General features: G+C 68.3%; 14 protein-coding genes and 1 pseudogene. 11 read left to right on the top strand and 4 right to left on the bottom strand.

Annotated elements, in window-relative coordinates:
- Positions 1–69 precede the first annotated feature (69 nt).
- Positions 70–612, top strand: a complete 543-nt coding sequence (locus tag B1H55_RS05610; RefSeq protein WP_077240670.1) for a hypothetical protein — start codon at positions 70–72, stop codon at positions 610–612.
- On the opposite strand, the gene B1H55_RS05605 is transcribed toward B1H55_RS05610, so the two are convergent.
- Both B1H55_RS05605 and B1H55_RS05600 read right to left on the bottom strand, forming a co-directional pair.
- Positions 602–1,045, bottom strand: coding sequence for a hypothetical protein (locus tag B1H55_RS05605; RefSeq protein WP_077240669.1), 444 nt, complete (start codon positions 1,043–1,045; stop codon positions 602–604). The two genes, B1H55_RS05610 and B1H55_RS05605, sit on opposite strands and share 11 nt — an antisense overlap.
- A 42-nt stretch (positions 1,046–1,087) precedes the next feature.
- Positions 1,088–2,194 (bottom strand): DUF6177 family protein, encoded by a 1,107-nt coding sequence (locus tag B1H55_RS05600; RefSeq protein ID WP_077240668.1) that lies wholly within the window; start codon positions 2,192–2,194, stop codon positions 1,088–1,090.
- Positions 2,195–2,574: 380 nt separating this feature from the next.
- On the opposite strand from B1H55_RS05600, the gene B1H55_RS05595 reads away from it, so the two are divergent.
- From B1H55_RS05595 to B1H55_RS05560, 5 genes and pseudogenes are all read left to right on the top strand, one after another.
- Positions 2,575–2,919, top strand: a complete 345-nt coding sequence (locus tag B1H55_RS05595; RefSeq protein ID WP_077240667.1) for a DUF6507 family protein — start codon at positions 2,575–2,577, stop codon at positions 2,917–2,919.
- 109 nt (positions 2,920–3,028) lie between these two features.
- Positions 3,029–6,118 (top strand): DNA/RNA non-specific endonuclease, encoded by a 3,090-nt coding sequence (locus B1H55_RS12275; protein ID WP_096519376.1) that lies wholly within the window; start codon positions 3,029–3,031, stop codon positions 6,116–6,118.
- Positions 6,119–6,146: 28 nt separating this feature from the next.
- Complete coding sequence (locus B1H55_RS12655) at positions 6,147–6,746, top strand: hypothetical protein (protein WP_174977479.1); 600 nt, start codon at positions 6,147–6,149, stop codon at positions 6,744–6,746.
- 221 nt (positions 6,747–6,967) lie between these two features.
- A pseudogene (locus B1H55_RS05565) lies at positions 6,968–7,294 on the top strand (DNA/RNA non-specific endonuclease); the annotation flags it as partial.
- A gap of 282 nt (positions 7,295–7,576) precedes the next feature.
- Positions 7,577–7,873, top strand: coding sequence for a hypothetical protein (locus tag B1H55_RS05560; protein WP_077240661.1), 297 nt, complete (start codon positions 7,577–7,579; stop codon positions 7,871–7,873).
- 102 nt (positions 7,874–7,975) lie between these two features.
- Here the strand turns inward: B1H55_RS05560 and B1H55_RS05555 are convergent, their stop codons facing one another.
- Both B1H55_RS05555 and B1H55_RS05550 read right to left on the bottom strand, forming a co-directional pair.
- The gene (locus tag B1H55_RS05555; protein WP_077240660.1) at positions 7,976–8,290 is read right to left on the bottom strand and encodes a pore-forming ESAT-6 family protein; all 315 of its coding nucleotides are present in this window, start codon (positions 8,288–8,290) and stop codon (positions 7,976–7,978) included.
- Between the two features lie 30 nt (positions 8,291–8,320).
- Positions 8,321–8,656, bottom strand: coding sequence for a WXG100 family type VII secretion target (locus B1H55_RS05550; protein ID WP_077240958.1), 336 nt, complete (start codon positions 8,654–8,656; stop codon positions 8,321–8,323).
- 261 nt (positions 8,657–8,917) lie between these two features.
- Between B1H55_RS05550 and B1H55_RS12270 the strand changes: the two genes are divergently transcribed.
- The 5 genes from B1H55_RS12270 (at position 8,918) to eccCa (ending at position 16,741) form a co-directional block, all read left to right on the top strand.
- Entirely contained in the window at positions 8,918–10,108 is a 1,191-nt protein-coding gene (locus B1H55_RS12270) for an FHA domain-containing protein (RefSeq protein WP_143222412.1), read from the top strand.
- A 39-nt stretch (positions 10,109–10,147) separates the two neighbouring features.
- Positions 10,148–10,495 carry a hypothetical protein gene (locus B1H55_RS05535; protein ID WP_077240657.1) on the top strand — a complete coding sequence of 116 codons (348 nt, stop codon included), beginning with the start codon at positions 10,148–10,150 and terminating at the stop codon, positions 10,493–10,495.
- A complete protein-coding gene (locus B1H55_RS05530; protein ID WP_080461626.1) occupies positions 10,495–11,796 on the top strand; it encodes an EsaB/YukD family protein in 1,302 nt (433 codons plus the stop codon). The genes B1H55_RS05535 and B1H55_RS05530 overlap by 1 nt, the downstream gene beginning before the upstream one ends.
- A gap of 125 nt (positions 11,797–11,921) precedes the next feature.
- Entirely contained in the window at positions 11,922–12,734 is an 813-nt protein-coding gene (locus B1H55_RS05525; protein ID WP_077240641.1) for a hypothetical protein, read from the top strand.
- Positions 12,731–16,741 carry a type VII secretion protein EccCa gene (gene eccCa, locus B1H55_RS05520; RefSeq protein ID WP_077240640.1) on the top strand — a complete coding sequence of 1,337 codons (4,011 nt, stop codon included), beginning with the start codon at positions 12,731–12,733 and terminating at the stop codon, positions 16,739–16,741. The genes B1H55_RS05525 and eccCa overlap by 4 nt, the downstream gene beginning before the upstream one ends.
- Positions 16,742–16,848 lie beyond the last annotated feature (107 nt).

The raw sequence follows: 16,848 nt of genomic DNA, 5'->3' as shown, positions 1-16,848 counted from the left end.
CGGCCCTGCCCGCCGCGGGCCGGCGCGCTCTGGCGCTGGGCATGGAGGACGTTCTCACGCCATCCGCTGATGGCGGCGATCCCACTGATCGGCGGGGTGGCGGTGGTCAGCGCTCAGTGGCTCGCCAACGCCGCCCTGGCCGGTGGCACCGCCGATCTCGTCAGCATCTTCTCCACATTCGTCATCATCGCCCTGACGATTACAGTGTGCGACTGGGCGGCGCTGCGGGCCGCCCTCCCCGGGGACCCGAGGTGGACGAAGCGCATCCTTCCTCTCCAGCCTGTGCGGACCGCGCTGCTCACGATTCTTCTCGTCCCCGGGTATATCGTCGTCTTCGTTGTCGGCTTCGTCGTACTACTGTTCATCGCCCTGTTCTTCTTCCAGGCGGCGCCCGTGGCGTGCATGGAGGGGCGGGGCGGGGTGCGGTCCTCGCTGGGGGTCTCCTTCCGCACCATGCAGGACGCGGGAGGCGTGGCCGCCCTATGCGTCGTCCTGTGGTGCCTCGCCTGGGTCCTCGGCGTCACGATCATCGGCCCGCTCCTGCTCATGCCGGCGGCCAGCCTCATGACCACCGACCTCTACCTCTCGCTGACCGGCCGTCCTATCGCCTAGCCCTGGGCAGGCCCGGGTCGGGCTCCCAGCGCCCATCGGCTCCGCGATGCCACGGCCAATCCTTGGGCGGGGGCATCTGGCGGCCGTTGAGGGAGACGATTCCTCCACTCATGATGGCGGCATCCTGGACGACCGCCAAGTAAGGGTCGAAGAGCTCTCCGGTGCCCACTGTGCACACGGTGAGGATGACTGGCCGCCACTCCGGCGGTAGATCGACGTCGTGCAGCCGCAGGACCTCGCGCGGGTCGAAGACGATGAAGGGGTGCGGCACGTGGAGAGCCGGCGTGAGCGCGTCGGCGTCGTCGAAGAGCATGACGGCGCTGCCGTCCTTCTCTCGGCGGATCGTCGCGTGCTCGAGCCGCGCCATGGCGACGCCGAGGATGAGGGTGACGTCTGGGACGTCCGGGGTGATGATCGTGGCGATCCTGGGCACGTTCGGCTCCTGCTCGGTGAGTCGGTTCGGGGGGCGACGCGGTTACGCGCCTGCCGCGGGGTTGGTTCTCCGGGATGCGGGGCCGCCGGGTGGGGCGTCATCGGCCTGGCCGGAGTGCCCGAGCACGCGGGCGACCGTCGTAGTTCCCTCCTGATCAAGCGTCTCGATGAGGCGGATGAGCGGCGCCCAATCGCCTGGCGCCGCAGTGGTGAGAGGCACGACGAGGTTGAGACGCCTACCCACTCCCTCCACGGAGCCGCCGTGCTGCTCGGCGACGACGGACGGGGTGACGCCGAGTTGTTTGAGCCCCGCCCGGCCGATGAGGACGGCGACCGGGGAGGCGGGAACGCGTGCGGAGGTCGGCAGAGAGGCGTCCGGGAACCCCTTGGTGCGGGTGACGAGGACGAATTGGGGCCGGGTCTCCTGGGAGAGGGTACGCAGCAGGGCGAGGGCCCGGGGCTCATGCTCGGAGGAGTCCCTGCCCGGGACGGCGACGGCGAGCTCCACGTACTCCTCGATGCCCAGGCGGGTCCGGTTGATGCTCATCGTCCCAGTGGCGGTGAATCCCTCGCCGTGGAGGGCGATGGTGAGATCGATGGCAGGCATCTTCCTGCGGGCGAGCGCGGTGATCTCGGCGCGATCCCAGGAGGCGCCGGCGGGCTCGTAGCGGCCCCAGGAGATGCCGACCTCACCAGCCGGGGCGAAGGCTTCGGCGATGAGCTCCACACTCCGGCCCACAATCGCGGAGGCCTTCGCCGGGTGATAAAGCGATGCTGAGACGTAGATCACGTCAATGAGATTCTGGCGAATGAGGTGCCGAGGGGAGAGGGACGAGATGCTCGTGGAGCCTCGGGTGAGGAAGTCCGCGACGCGGGGCGCCCAGAGGCCGCCCCGCATGAGCCGATAGCCTCTATCATCCCTGATGAGTGGCAGGGCACCAGCCATCTCAGTGAGGCGGTCGAAGGCGGGAGTGACGCGCGCCGAGTCGCCCAGGATGAGCACGGGCACCCTGCCGCTGGTCTGTCGGACCGCGCTGAGGAAATCGCTCAGGCCCTCGTCGAAGCCGACGATCGCGCTGTCGAGGAACGTGACGGCACCGGTGTCCCCGCTCTGGGCGTCGTAGTAGTGGTGGGCGGTGCGGACAGCCATGGATGCTCCTTCGCTCCTCGCTCAATGGGTGCGTGGCACGAGTCGTGATGCGGGCGCGCCGGAGGCCCGCGCTTCAGGAATCACGCGTGCGCTCGCCATGCTAGCGATGATGACTCGCTGGTGGCGCCGCCAGTCCGCCGGGCGAGTCCGGTTGACGTGACCTCCCCGTGACACGCAATGATAGGGCCCATGCGTGCGCGGGTGCGCCCCTCCCTGATCAAACGGGGCGGCGGTGCCGGCGCGAGCACTATGGTCGGCAAGGCCTACGAGGGCCGTGGAGCCGTGCGGATACTGAGAGGACGGCGAGATATGCGGGATAGCGCCCACTGTTGGATGGGGGAGCGTGCCGCCGGTGCGCGACGAGCGAGAGGATGCCTGAGATGAGCTCATGGGACATCAATCCAGCATCGGTCTCCTCGATCATCGAGTCGGTGAAGACGACTGCCGAGGGGGACCTCACCACCGCCCTGACAGATGTCGGCACCCAAGCGGAGGCCGCAGTCACACCCTGCACCCAGCCCTCCCCTCTGTCCGACAGCGGCAACGCGCCCCTGGTGGCCTCGGCGATCGGAACGTTCTTCGAGAACCGCAAGAGCCAGTTCGAGGGCCTGGGCACACGGGTATCCGCAGCGCTCAACGGAACGGTGAGCGCTGTCACCGCTTATGTGAACCAGGATGAATCGGGCGCCCTGGAGTACCAGCGCTCGGCGGCGGGCACCGCCTGAGCTCCTGCCCGGAGCCCTGAGCCGCCTCAGCGGCACAACCCACTCTTATGTCCGACCCCGACCGAGCGCTCTGCTCCGGCGGAACCCTGAACTCTGCGAGTAGAACCCCATGGCACAGACCCCTTTCGACGAGACCAAGATCCCCTGCCTGTCCTTCGATATCGCATCAGTGGAGACCGCCGCGTCCACGATGAAGACGAAGGCAGGCAACCTGCGCACCGCGGGACAGACGATCCAGACCACGTGGTCCGGGATCTCCGGCTGCTACTCCGCCCCGGAGCAGGAGACCCTGTACGCCGCAATGGATCCGGTGAAGAACAACTCGGACGATCTCGCCACGGACCTGGAATCCCTGGCCGGAGCGCTGACCACCTTCGCCTCCACCGTTTCAGGGATCAAGACCCGGGCTCAGGCCCTTCACGCCGATGGAGTCGCGTTCAAGGCGAAGATCGAGGGCGATGACAAGTGGGATCATGACCAGGACAAGGTCAACGAGAACAATGATCTGATCACTCGGGCGAACAAGATCCAGACGGATCTGTGGGCCGCTGAAGTGGAGTGCGCGAACACGATCCGCGCACTGGACGGCCTTGAGGCCTACCATACGGACCCTACTAGCGAGGACGACCAGCTCGGTTACGGTTACAGCGAGATCCCCGCCGGGACGGAGGGCCTGCCCTGGGGCTCGCCGGTCGAGCGCAAGGACGACTGCCCCAAGGCTGCCGGGGTACAAGTAAAACGATTCCTGTGGGATGGCGTGGTGTGTGAGGGGCTGGGGGGCACGCTGCGCAGCCTGGGCAATCTGATCGGCATCGACTACAACAGTCAGGATGGATGGAGCTGGACCGGGGAGACGGCTTCGAACACCTGGAAGGGCATCGGGGGTCTTATCGGCCTATCCGAGGACGAGAATGGCGATTATGGCTGGCATGGTTTCGGAACTAGTTTGAGCACGGCCTGGGGCTCGTGGAGTGGGGCTGTGAAGGGCTTTGTCTGCGCGGATCAGTGGGGTGACGACCCGGCGCGCGCAGCAGGAGGTACTGTCTTCAACATTGGGACTTTGTTTGTTGGTGCTGCTGCTGGGGCGAGTAAGGCTGGGAAGCTCGGGGCGTCGGGTTCGAGGTTGGCTCGTGCCGGGGAGGTCGCGGTCACGGTTGATCGTGTTCTGACGTTCTTGGATCCTGTGGGTGCTGGGGTCGGGAAGCTGATCGAGGTCCCAACCGGCTATGTTGCCGGGAAGGTCAAGACGGCGCTGAACCTGGATTTCGATCTCAATGATGTCATCGGGAAGTGGACTGGCGCTGACACGGCGTCCGGGATCGATGTGCCGCGTGTGGATGTGGATGTCCCTGATGGTGGGATGGTTGATGCGCCCAGCATGGATGTGCCCGAGGTGGGCGCAGGTGCGCCGAAGGGTGAGAACGTCGATATTCCGGAGTCGGGGACGGGTCTGGGGTCTTCGGCGGGCGCGGCTGATGCTCCTTCGGCGCAGGGTCCGCATGCCGCTGAGGGCTCGCCCGGTGGGGGCGTCGGTGATGGTGGTTCCGGTTCTGCGGATGGTGCTGGTGTCCGTGGTCAGGACGGTGCCGGTTCGAATGCTGCTGATGCCGGCCGCAGCAGTGATGCGGGGAGTGCCCGCGATGGGGCGGATGGCTCGCATCACGACGGGTCCCATAAGAGTGACGGGAGCGACTCCCACCATGATGGGCAGGCCGATGCCGGCCACAACGGTGGTGACGTCGACGGCTCCTCGCATCACGATGGTGCTGATGCTGATGCCGGCCACAACGGCGAGGCGGGAAGTGCCCACGATGGGGCCGATGGTGCCCGTGGCGAGGCTGATGCTGGCCACAAGGGCGAGGCGGGAAGTGCCCGCGATGGGGCGGATGGCTCGCATCACGACGGGTCCCACAAGGGTGATGGGAGCGACTCCCATCATGATGGGCAGGCCGATGCCGGTCATCGTGGAGCCGATGCGGAGGCTGGTCATCGTGGGGCTGATGCTGATGCCGGTCGCAAGGGTGACGCCGATGCCGGGGCGGAGGGCGCTGGCCGTGATGGGGCCGCTGGTGCCCATGAGCGTGACGGCGGCGCCCATCATGATGGGCAGGCCGATGCGGACTCCGGCCACAAGGGCGACGCCGATGCCGGTCATCGTGAGGGCGCCGATGCCCGCGATGGGGCGGATGGCTCGCATCGCGACGGGTCCCATAAGGGTGATGTCGAGGGCTCCTCGCATCACGACGGCGCTGACGCCCATGATGGGGCGGACGGTTCGCATCATGATGGTGCTGATGCGGACGCCGGCCACAAGGGCGACGCCGAGGGCTCGCATCATGATGGTGCTCATGGTGGTGATGGGGGTCCCGAGCCGGGCAGTCCGGAGGCGATCAAGCAGCATCTGGAGCAGCGGCGGGCTGCCGGTGATGCTGATGGGTTCAACCAGGCTCATCGGCCCGAGCTGCCCGACGGGGTCGAGCGCGTGGAGAAGAGCGTTTCGGACGGCGATGCGCTAATGCCCGGGGCCCGGACGCCGTTCGGGCGTGGTGTGGAGTTGGAGCCCAACGCGGTCTACCACGTGGAGGGCCGGGGCGACTACTACACGGACGCCTCCGGGCAGATCAGGCATGCGGAGCTGTCGTCGGCTGTGGAGCGGTACCATGTGTGGGGCGAGCGGGCCAATCCGATGAACGCTGATCTGAATGATCCGTTGCCGAATGTGACGTACACGGTGGACGGGACGTTCCATTACACGACCGATGGGGCGGGGCGCACCGTGCTGGTGGAGGCTGATGGGTTCGAGGTGGCGCAGTGGCGCAGGCGCTCGGAGAGCATGCAGTCGCAGATCGGGAACCTGGGTGGGGAGGACTTCCATGGTGGGCATCTGGCCGGTCATGACTTCGGGGGCCCGCCCGAGGCGATCAATGTGGTGCCGATGCACAGGGACGTCAACCTGCCGGTCAAGAACACGGACACGTTCTACGCCTTCGAGCAGGATGTGAGGAAGAACCCGCATGAGTACAGGGACATACGCATCGAGGTCAGGTACGCCGACCCCGACATCGCCTCACCCACCGGCACCCTCAAAGGCCTCGACCCAGCCTCACGAGTACCAGAAAAATTCCGTGTCAAATGGAAGAATTCCGAAGGTGTTTTCGATAGAAACGTCTTCCCGAACGAAGCAGCCTCTGATAAATAAATTGACATAATGATTTGGGAGAAGTGATATGGCGGCTGATGTGCGATACGATAATTTTGAGGGCCTTGAGGTTGCTGTGCGCAATTGGACTCAAGGTGTTCGAGGATTTGAGCGCTTCGATTGTGACATGCTTGCGATAGGGCGCGTAATTAATGTCAAGGACTGGCTCACGGTCGACGGAGAGAAGAAGTCGATCTGGTCCCCTTCTGACATTGGTTATGGGTTTGAGCGGCTTCGTGATTGGCAGGCGTTGCCTGGTCGTGGGGCGTGGACGTGCGGTCATTTCTGGATGGTGGCCGGTGAGTGGGTGCTGCGCAGTGAGTTGGACTGGATGAGGGAGCCGATCTTCGATAAGCCGGATGGCCCCAAGCGCCCGGCGCCGCACTCGTGTCATGTGGAGTTGGAGCGTCATCCGCGTGATCCGGAGTTCATCCCGGAGTGGATGGCCGCCGGGGCGGCCCAGTGGGACAAGCACCAGGCCGACCTGGCCCGCCGCAGGGAGCGCGACCGCGCCCGCCGGGCCGCCAAGAGAGCCGAGAAAGCAGCCAAGGAGACCGAGGAGGCCCAGCAGGCCGCGCCGGCTGAGCGGGAAGGGGACGCGACCGCCGGGCAGGCGTCGCCTGTGTGACCCCGCGCGCCTCCAGCGGCGCTGGATCGGGGGCATTGCGGACGCACCCCGGGGGGTGCGGACGCGCGGTGGGGTCGCCAACGCGCCCCCGGGACGCGCCCACTACCCCCGGGCGCGTCCGCAACCCCGCCGCACGGCGGCAACCAGGCGACGGCAGACTCCGGTCGAGACGCCCACAACCATTCCTATAATGTCGATGAAAACGACGGGCACAGGGCGGTCACCTGGCCGGTCATGACTTCGGGGGCCCGCCCGAGGCGATCAACGTGGTGCCGATGCACAAGGACGTCAACCTGCCGGTCAAGAACACGGACACGTTCTACGCCTTCGAGCAGGATGTGAGGAAGAACCCGCATGAGTACAGGGACATACGCATCGAGGTCAGGTACGCCGACCCCGACATCGCCTCGCCCACCGGCACCCTCAAAGGCCTCGACCCAGCCTCACGAGTACCAGAAGAATTCGATGTCTCCTGGACTAATGCTGAGAATTTGCCCGACAGAAGTGTCTTTCCTAACGAGGCGGTTCCTGATGATGGTTCGCGATAAGGTTCTGTGGAGAGAAGAGGTGGTGCGCTCATGGTGAGGTGTGATGATTTTGAGAGTCTTGAGGCTGCTATTCGTGAGTGGGTTCAGCAAGTGCCGGGGTTCGAGCGTTTCGACTCTGAAATGTTCGGGATAGGACGCATCGTTAGAGCTAGGGACTGGCTCACGGTCGGCGGAGATAAAAAACGTATCAGGCTTCCGCTCGGTATCGGGCCTGGGCTTGGGCGTCTGCGTGATTGGCAGGCGTTGCCTGGTCGTGGGGCGTGGACGTGCGGTCATTTCTGGATGGTGGCCGGTGAGTGGGTGCTGCGCAGTGAGTTGGACTGGATGAGTGAGCCGGTTCTCGATGACGGTGATGGTCCCAGGCGCCCGGCGCCGCACTCGTGTCATGTGGAGTTGGAGCGTCATCCGCGTGATCCGCAGTTCATCCCCGACTGGATGGCCGCCGGGGCGGCCCAGTGGGATGAGCACCAGGCCGCCCTGGCCCGCCGCCGCGAGCGCGACCGCGCCCGCCGAGCCGCAAAGAAAGCCGAAGACGGCCAGCAGGACGGCGAGAAGCCCATTCGTCGCGCCGACTCCTGATGTAAGGGATGGCGCCGCGATGTGACGCAGTTATAGGGGCCGCGCGTCATGCGTGCGACCCCCACAACTGCTCGATGTCCGGTTCTGCGGGACGGTGAAATGTCAGCCGCCGATCTCCTGGACTGCGGCGGCTGCCGCCTTCAACGCCGCGGACGCAGTGTCGTCATTCGACTGCATCGATGAGCGCAGCGTCGTGATGATCGACTTCACCTCGGACGCCGCCGTCCTCCAATTCTGCTCCTTCGCGTGATACTCCTCCGACACCCCATCGGCCTGGTACTGCGCCATCGCTGCCCTCACATCGGCGTCACGCTGATCGATCAACGACTCCAGTCGGGACGCCACCGACTCAAAATTCGACTGCGCCTCACTGGACGCTCCCATATCAAAAGACCGCTGCTCAACATTGTTCGCCATCTCAAACTCCTCCAATACTCGACAGGCGGATCAGGCCTTCGGCCCGAACGCCGCCCCATCAAAATTCGCTCCCGACTCGGCCTGCCTCGTTGACTCGACCATATCGGCCACGCCCTTCGTGAACGCCGAATCCATCCCCTTGATGCCACTCAGCACCGATGCCAACGCCCCGTTCAGATCGGCGGCCACCTGGTCCGTTCGCCCCTTGAACGAGTCGAAAGCCGCCCGTGCTGCCCCATTGAACCGCCCTTCCAGCGGCTCAGCCGCCGCCACTAATTTCTTGACCAGGCTGCCCAGGTCGTCATGAGACGTCGACGTCTTCTTCGTCAACTCCGCCAGCGCCGACTCGGCCATATCGAACTTCATACCAAAGACCTCCATCCTCCAGGACTCGAAGCGCTCACGGCCGACGGGCAGCGCGCCCACCGACCAGATCACGAAACCGCAACACGCGGCAGTGATCGCACCCTAGCAGACCCTCCCACCAGCCACGAGACCCCGTCGGCGCGCGCCGCCGTCCCAGGGCCGTCACACCCCGACGTGGGATAACGGACATGCCACATCCCCGTCCCCATCGCTACAGTGACAGCAGCCCAACGTCGACCCACCGCGCCAGGAAGGATCCCCATGACTCCCCACCCCGAGGCAGACCCCCATGCCGCCTCGGGCACTCGGCCATGGGTCCCCGCCCGCCTCATCGCCGTGCTCGCCGCCGACATCATCGATGCGGTCCTCATCGCCGCCCCACTGGCCGCCGGTCTCGTCCTACCGGGACCCGCCTGGCTCCGACTCGTGCTCATCCTCATATCCCCCCTCGCCGTCCTCCACCTCCTCGAGTGCCACGGCCGGCACGGGCGATGGGCGGGAGGGGCCATCCTCGGGCTCCGCACGGTAGACGAGAAGGCCGGCCTCCCCACGGGAACACCACGCGGTCTCATCGCGCAGGCCGCGCTGGGGCGCGCCGCCGGGGCGATCACCGTCAACACGCGCCGCGGCCCCGATCCGTCCCGCGGCCCCCTCGGCGAGCAGCCGACGATTGCGGAGCTCTCCCCCAGTCGCCCTCGTCGATCCCCGAGTCGGGATCAGCTGAGCCGCGCGCCGGAGCCGTCCCCGGAGACCGAATCCGCGCCCCGTCAGGGGCATCCCCGTTCCGCCGGGCCCCGGCGTGAGACGGCCCCGTCCCCCTTCAGACTTCCCCAACCCCAGTCCTCCGCCGCTCAGGCCGCGCCCCGGGCAGCAGCGCGGCCCACGTCCTCACCAAGACCATCGCGCCCATCCGATGTCCCGCCTCCGCCCTCCTCGGCGCCCAGCGCGGCAGCGTTCGGCCCCGGCTCCGGTGTGCCGTCCTTCCGGCCGCCGTCCAGCAGTGCCTCCGCGCCGTCGTGGGCAACACCCGCGACGCTCCCCCCGAGCCTGCCACCCGCAGTGCCCCCGCAGCCCAGTCGCTCCTCGGCCGCGCCCGTCCCACCGCCGCGGTACGCGCTCCGCCTGCGCTCCGCCCATGGGTGGACATGGCTCCTGTCCTCGCCCACGATCATCGGCGGCGCAACGCGGCAGATCCCAGCGCTCGCCCCTCACGGCACCGTGGACATCCCAGGCATGGGGGCCGCCCTATCCGATAATCACGCGCACCTCGAGCTCCTCGACGGCTCCCTCTACCTCGCCGACCTCGGCTCGGCCGGCGGCACCCGGATCATCGGCCTCGACGGCGTCATCCAGCAATGCGCCCCCTCCACGCGATACCGCGTTCCCCTTCCCTGCACCATCGAGCTGGGCGCGGTGAGGCTGTCCGCCGAGCTGGAGAGGGTCCCCGCATGATCCGAGCCACGCGCGAGGCACTCGCAGGAGGGGGACGGCATGCCGCGTGACAACGACTCCGCCATCCTGGAATCCGCGAAGGTCCACCACACCCGACTGCGGATCGCCCTGCTGCGCGGGCGCTCCTCAACGACGGTCCGGCGCACGGTCCCCGCGATGATCGGTTCGCTGGTGGTCGCTGCGCTCATCAGCGCCGGCTGCGTCGGCTACGGATACCTCTCCACCCACCTCGACTCGATCCGCAACCCATCCGGGACGCGCGGCACTCCCACGAGCGAGGCGACCCCGTACGCGACCCCGGAGCCCGTGCAGGTCCCTGTCACCCTGAACACGGCACCCGGCGACCTTTCACATCCAGACTCCCCGGAGCAGGTGAGCGCCCAGTGATGCCCTACACCCGACTGACCCTCGTCACCGAGCGCTCCCGTGCCGAGGTGGTTCTGCCATCGGATGAGCCGGTGGGCATCCACATGCCCATGCTCATGGACCTGCTCGGGCTGACCGTCGGGAACCAGATCCCCTCCGTCAGCCTCGTCAGACCCGACGGCGCGCTGGTCGACCCCGAGCTCGACCTCGCCGGGCAATCAGTCTTCGACGGTGAGATGATCAGAGTCGTCGCCGACGACCAGGCCCCCGCGCCCATGCAGGTCGCTGACATCTCGAACGGGTTGGCCGAGGCCACCGACACCCACCCGGATCGGTGGTCCGAGCGGGACCGCATGCGCCTGGTCGGCTCCGTCGCCGCGATCGCCCTCGCATCGGCGATCTGGCCGTGGGCCTCCACGACCGTCAGCGCCAGTACCTCCTCGGCATGGGTCGCCCTCTTGCCGGGAGCCCTGGCCGTGGCCGCCGAGTCGATCATCGCGGCCGCGTCGGGCAGATACCGCGCCGTCGCCGGAACCCTGGGAGGACTCCTCGCCTGCGGCCTCCTCCTGCCGGGGGCCTGGGCGGCGCATACTGCCGGCGCCGCCATCCCCTCGATCATCCTCCTCCTCGCGTGCTCGGGCGCGCACTGCCTGGGCCAGCGCCGTATCGGCTGGGCCTCGGGGATGCTCCTCGGGCTCGGGCTCGTCGGAATATGGGTCGCCCTCGAGAGGGTCGCCGCGCCCAGCGGGATCGCCCACGGCGCCATGGGGCTGATCTGCCTCGTCGTCCTGGGAGTCCTGCCATGGTCGGCGCTGACCTCCTCGGGGATATCCCGTCTCGACGACGATGCCATGGCCGGGCGCCTGACCGACCGCCATCGCCTCCACCGGAGCATCAGGCACGCCCACGACCACCTCCTCAGCGCGGTCCTCGTCACCGCGATCGGCCTGGGCGCCTCCGCTTCCGCTCTCGCGGCGCACTCCGACCCATGGGCGACCGCCCTGACCCTGTGCCTGAGCCTGGCGGTGGTCCTGCGCTCTCGCGCCTTCCCACTGAGCACCGAGGTCGCCGCGCTGTGGCTCGCCGCGCTTGTCCCCGTGCTCGTCCTGTCCGCACGCATCCCCGAGGTCTCCAGACCATGGGCGATCGGCGCGGCAGTCATCATCATCACGACCACCAGCCTGCTGAATCCGGCGGCGCGCGACCGCATCCGCCTGCGGCGGATCGGTGACAGACTCGAGACGCTGGCGACGGTTGCCACCTTCCCCCTGCTGTGCGGGCTATCCGGCCTCTACTCGCATCTACTGGCGGTGCTCGCATGACGGCGCGGGCGCGGCGCACGGCAGGAGGACCGCTCGGGACGCTGCGACGATGGGGAACGCTCATCGGCGGGGGAGCGAGCCACCGCTCGCGCGCGATCGAGACATCGCGGGCCATTCGCAGGCCATTGCCGCTCACGGGCCGCATCCTCGTCGCGCCCACGGCCCCACGCGCCGGTGCGACGACCGTCGCACTTCTGCTGTCCTCACTGATAGCGCGGGAAAGGCGCCGCCCCGGCCTGCTCATCAGCGCCTCAACCGGCCCCCGCTCCGCCGCCGATCTCCTCCCGTACTCCACCGATATCGCGGACATGCCCGCGGCGCGCGCCCCGAGGACAGTCGCCCAGACCATCGAGGCGCTCGGGAGTGGTCCCGACGGCCTCCTGTCCTGCCTGCGCCTGTCCGAGGAGGCGCATGACCCTGACGCGCTCATGCGCTCCTGGACCCGCGCCCAGCATGACTACCTGCGCTTCTTCGACACGGCCGTCACCGAGACCGGCACCGCCGAAGCCCTCGGCCCCGCGCTTCTCGACCTCCACGGCCGCCACCACAGCACCATCCTCGTCTCCCCCGCCCAGCGCACCGATATGGAGAGAGGGCGTGAGTTGGCCGCCCGTCTCCTCGCCGATGCCCGGGGCAAGCGCGGTGCGCTCCTGCACGTCGTCGTCGCCACCAGGCCCGGCTACCCCCTCGTGCCCGAGCCCGGGACGGGGGAGAGTCTCGTGCCCTTCGACCACTCCCTCGCCGGGAACGGGGATTCAGTCCCGGCGCCCGGCCTCCTCGACCCACTCACCTCCCGCGTCATCGCCGATGTCGCCGCCACATCGATCAGCGGATGCATCGCCGCCCTATCGCGGCGCTCACGCCGAGCGCTCGCAAGCGGGAACGGCCTCAGTGACCGCGACTGGCTCCTGCCGGCCTTCGGGAGGGTATCGCCATGATCGAAGTCGTCCACAGGCCCGGGCGCGTCGTCGCCCCCGTCGAGCCACCGGAAGGGGCCCTCCTGCCGATCCCGCCCCAGTTGACCGATACCGGGGCGGGCCAGCCCTTCCCCTTCCAAATGCTCCTGCCCCTCGCCGGCGCGGGCTCATCCATGCTCATGATGACCGTCATGCGGGGCAATCCGATCTTCGCGATGCTCGGCGCTGTGGTCATGGTCGTCACCATGTTCGGAATGGGGGCGATGATGATCTCCCGGCGCTCCGGGCAGGGGCGGCAGCGCCGGGAGCGCCGGGATCAGTACCTCGACGAGCTCGCCTCCACCGACAGCGAGGCCGCCGCGCGATCGACCCAGTACCGGGAGGACCTCTTCCAGACCCAACCCGATCCCTCAGCGCTGGCGATCATGGCGCGCGCCCCGGAACGGCGCTGGGAGCGGCGCCTGTCGGACGGCGACTTCCTCCACCTGCGCCTGGGCATCGCCGACCTCCCCATCCCCATGGTGCGCATTCCCGGCGGTGGGATGCCGCCCCAGATCGATCCGCTGCTCATGACCGAGGCCCAGGCCGTGCTGCGCCGCCACAGCGTGCAGCACAGCCTCCCGGCAGCGCTCGACCTCGACTGCGCAGGTGACGTCTCCATCATCGGCCCGAGGGACTCGACCGCGGCCATCGCCCGCGTCCTGCTCGCCCAGGCCGCCGTCCTCCACGCTCCCGAGGACCTGCGGATCGCCCTCGCCCACGAGCCGGAGCGGGCCAGAGCCTGGGACTGCGCCGCGCGACTGCCGCACCTGCGCGTGGCGGGATCCTTCGACGGACCGATAGCCCTGCGCCGCGTCGCCCCGAACCACCAGGAGCTCGAGCGCCTGCTGCGGCCGGACATCGCCGCCGCGGCGAAGGAAGTGGGATCGCGCGGATCATGGATCCGCACCGCCTACCGCGCCCCTCGCCTCCTGGTGGTCTCCGAGCTCAACGGTCCGGCGCAGGCCCTGACCATCCCCGACCAATCACTCGGCCCCGGCGATATCGGCATCACCACCCTCCATCTCGTCGAGGACCGCCTCAACGAGCCCTCCTCGCCCTCCTGGCGCCTGACCGTCACCGACGACGGCATCCTCGTGGAGGACCTGCGCGCCCAACCGCAGTCCAACACCCCCACAGGGCCGTCGGCTCCCGATACGCCCCAGCCCTTCCTCTGCGAGCCCGACGTCGTCGGCCCCGCCCTCATGGAGGGGCTCGCGCGCGCTCTGGCGCCCCACTCGCTCGGCGCAGCGGCCCACCGCCACGAGTCCGAGGCCGCCACCACGTCCCTCAGTGACCTCCTCGGGGTGTCCGACCCCCGGCACGTCGACACGCGCGCGTCATGGGCCAAGCGCCCGCTGCGGGACTTTCTGCGCGTGCCCATCGGCTCCGACGACGACGGCAAGCTCGTGCTCCTCGACATCAAAGAATCCGCGCAACTGGGCGTGGGCCCCCACGGCCTGTGCATCGGCGCCACCGGCTCGGGGAAATCCGAGCTCCTGCGCACGCTCGTCGCGGTGCTGGCCATCACGCACTCACCGGACGACCTCTCGATGATCCTCGTGGACTACAAGGGAGGGGCGGCCTTCGCCCCGTTCGCCACCATGCCGCACGTCGTCGGACTCATGGACAACCTGGCTGATGATGCCGGCCTGACCGAGAGGGCCCGCTCGTCGATCGCCGGCGAGGTGCTCCGACGCCAGGAGCAGCTGCGCGACGCGGGCAACTCCCCCGACATCGGCCACTACCGTCATCTGCGCGAGTCGAACCCGGACATGGCGCCCATGCCGCACCTCTTCATCATCATCGACGAGTTCGGCGAGCTCCTCACCGCCAACCCGGACTTCATCGACCTCCTCCTCACGATCGGGCGCATCGGCCGGTCGATCGGCGTCCACCTCCTGCTCGCCAGCCAGCGCATCGAGGCGGGAAAGCTCCGCGGCCTGGACACGTACCTGTCCTACCGTCTTTGCCTGCGCACCTTCACCGAGTCGGAGTCCGCCACCGTGATCGGCAACGGCGACGCCTTCCACCTCCCCTCCGCTCCCGGCTACGGCTACCTCAAGGTGGACACCTCCATCTACACCCGCTTCCGCTCCGGATTCGTCTCCGGCCCGCTCGATGAGCTCGACGACGTCCCCGAACCGGAGGAGATCACCGATCGTCGCCCGCTCCTGCTCCCGGTGTACAACGAGCTCGAGAGCAGCGACGAGAGCGCGGCCGGCGCGGAGGGCGGGGAGCCACTCCCGGAGACCCGGACCATCCGCACCACCGTGGTGGACTCCATCGTCAGCCAGCTCTCCCAAGCCGCAGCGGCCAACACCCCGGTCTGGCTCGAGCCGCTTCCTCGTCAACTCTCCCTGACCGGCATGTACGGCGGCGAGCTGAGCCGCAAGCCGGGACTGCCGCCCCGCGCGCCCGCCGGGCTGTGGGATCCCCCGGGCCTGACGGTGCCCATGGGCCTTGTCGATGACCCCGCCCACCAGCGCCAGGACATCTGGAATCTTGACCTGACAGTCGGCGGCGGCCACATCGCCCTCATGGGCGCCCCCCAGAGCGGCCGAACCACCTTCCTCACGACCCTGGCGACGTCGGCGGCACTCGCGCTTCCCCCATCGCGCCTGTCCTTCTACGGGATCGACGCCACCGGCGGTGGGTTGAGCCGCCTGAGCCACCTGCCCAACGTCGGTGGCATCGCCACCCGCGGCGATCGCGAGCGGATGCGACGCGTGCTCGACGAGATCGTCGCCATGCTCGACCAGCGCGAGCGGATCATCGCGGCCAACCGCATCGACTCCCTGGAGATGATGCGCGCGGAGCACCGAGCGGGGCGGATCGACGGTCTCGCCAGTGCCGACGTCGTCCTGCTCATCGATGGCATCGGGCTCATCCGCGCCGACTTCCCCGAGCTGGAGGACGGCATCGACGAGCTGATCAGGCGCGGCGGAGGCCTGGGGGTGCACATCGTGACCACCCTCGCCCGCTCCAATGATCTCAAGATGGCTCAGCAGCCGCTCTTCGGCACCCGGCTCGAACTGAGGCTCAACGACCCCGCCGACTCCCTCATCGCGCGCAAGCTCTCCCAGACCCTCGCCCCCGATGCCCCCGGCAGAGTGCTGCGCCCCGACAAGCTCTTCGGCCACCTCGCCCTGCCCATCGAGCACATCGAGGAGGACCGGGGCATCGGCGCCGCTCTTGATGAGCTCGCCGAGGAGATGAACGCCTCCTGGACCGGCTCCCGTCCCATGGCGGTGCGCCAGCTCCCGGACGTCATCGACCCCGAAACCCTCCCCGATGACGTCGAGTGCCCCGACCAGGTCCCCCTGGGGATCTTCCAGGACACGATGACCCCGTTGCAGTTGGACCTGGGCGGCACGGACCCCCACCTGCTCGTGTTCGGAGATGCCCGCTGCGGGAAATCCACTGTTCTGCGCGGCGTCGTCGAGGGGCTCGTGGCGCGCTCCACGCCCGAGGAGCTCGTGCTGGGCATCTACGATGTGCGGCGCGACGTCGCCCGCGCCTGCCCCGAGCCCTACCTCGGGGGCCACGCGACCTCGTCGACCACCGCCGGCGGCCTCTCCACGTCCATCGCCTCCGAACTCGACCGCCGCGCCTCCCTGATCGCCGAGGGCAAGGAGGCCGACGGACCGCGCATCGTCCTCGTCATCGATGACTACGACATCCTCTCCTCCGGAGGGAGCAACATCCTGTCACCCATCGTCCCCCACCTGCCCTCGGCCAGGGACCTGCGGCTCAACGTCGTTCTCGCCCGCCCCACCGCCGGTGCCTCGCACGCCATGTACGATCCCGTCCTCCTGGCGCTGCGGGACAACGGCGGAACCGGATTCCTCATGGATGGCGACCGCCTTGAGGGCACCCTCCTGGGCGGCACCCGTCCGGCCCGCATGCCTCCCGGCCGGGGTAACTGGGTCCAGCGCGGCAGGCGCCCGCGCATCGCGCAGGCCGCCTACTTCTCGCCGGAGGCATGACGAATTCGGACTGCTGTTCCGCCCGGAGATGCCCCGGATTCCCGACTGCTGATGGTGCCGCTGCGCGATTGCGGATACCGTAGGCGAGTACCGGCACTGAACTCACG

The sequence above is a fragment of the Actinomyces denticolens genome (assembly GCF_002072185.1).
Lineage (GTDB): Bacteria > Actinomycetota > Actinomycetes > Actinomycetales > Actinomycetaceae > Actinomyces > Actinomyces denticolens.
Note: the sequence above shows the minus strand (reverse complement) of the source record. Positions and strands in the feature narration are given on the sequence as shown.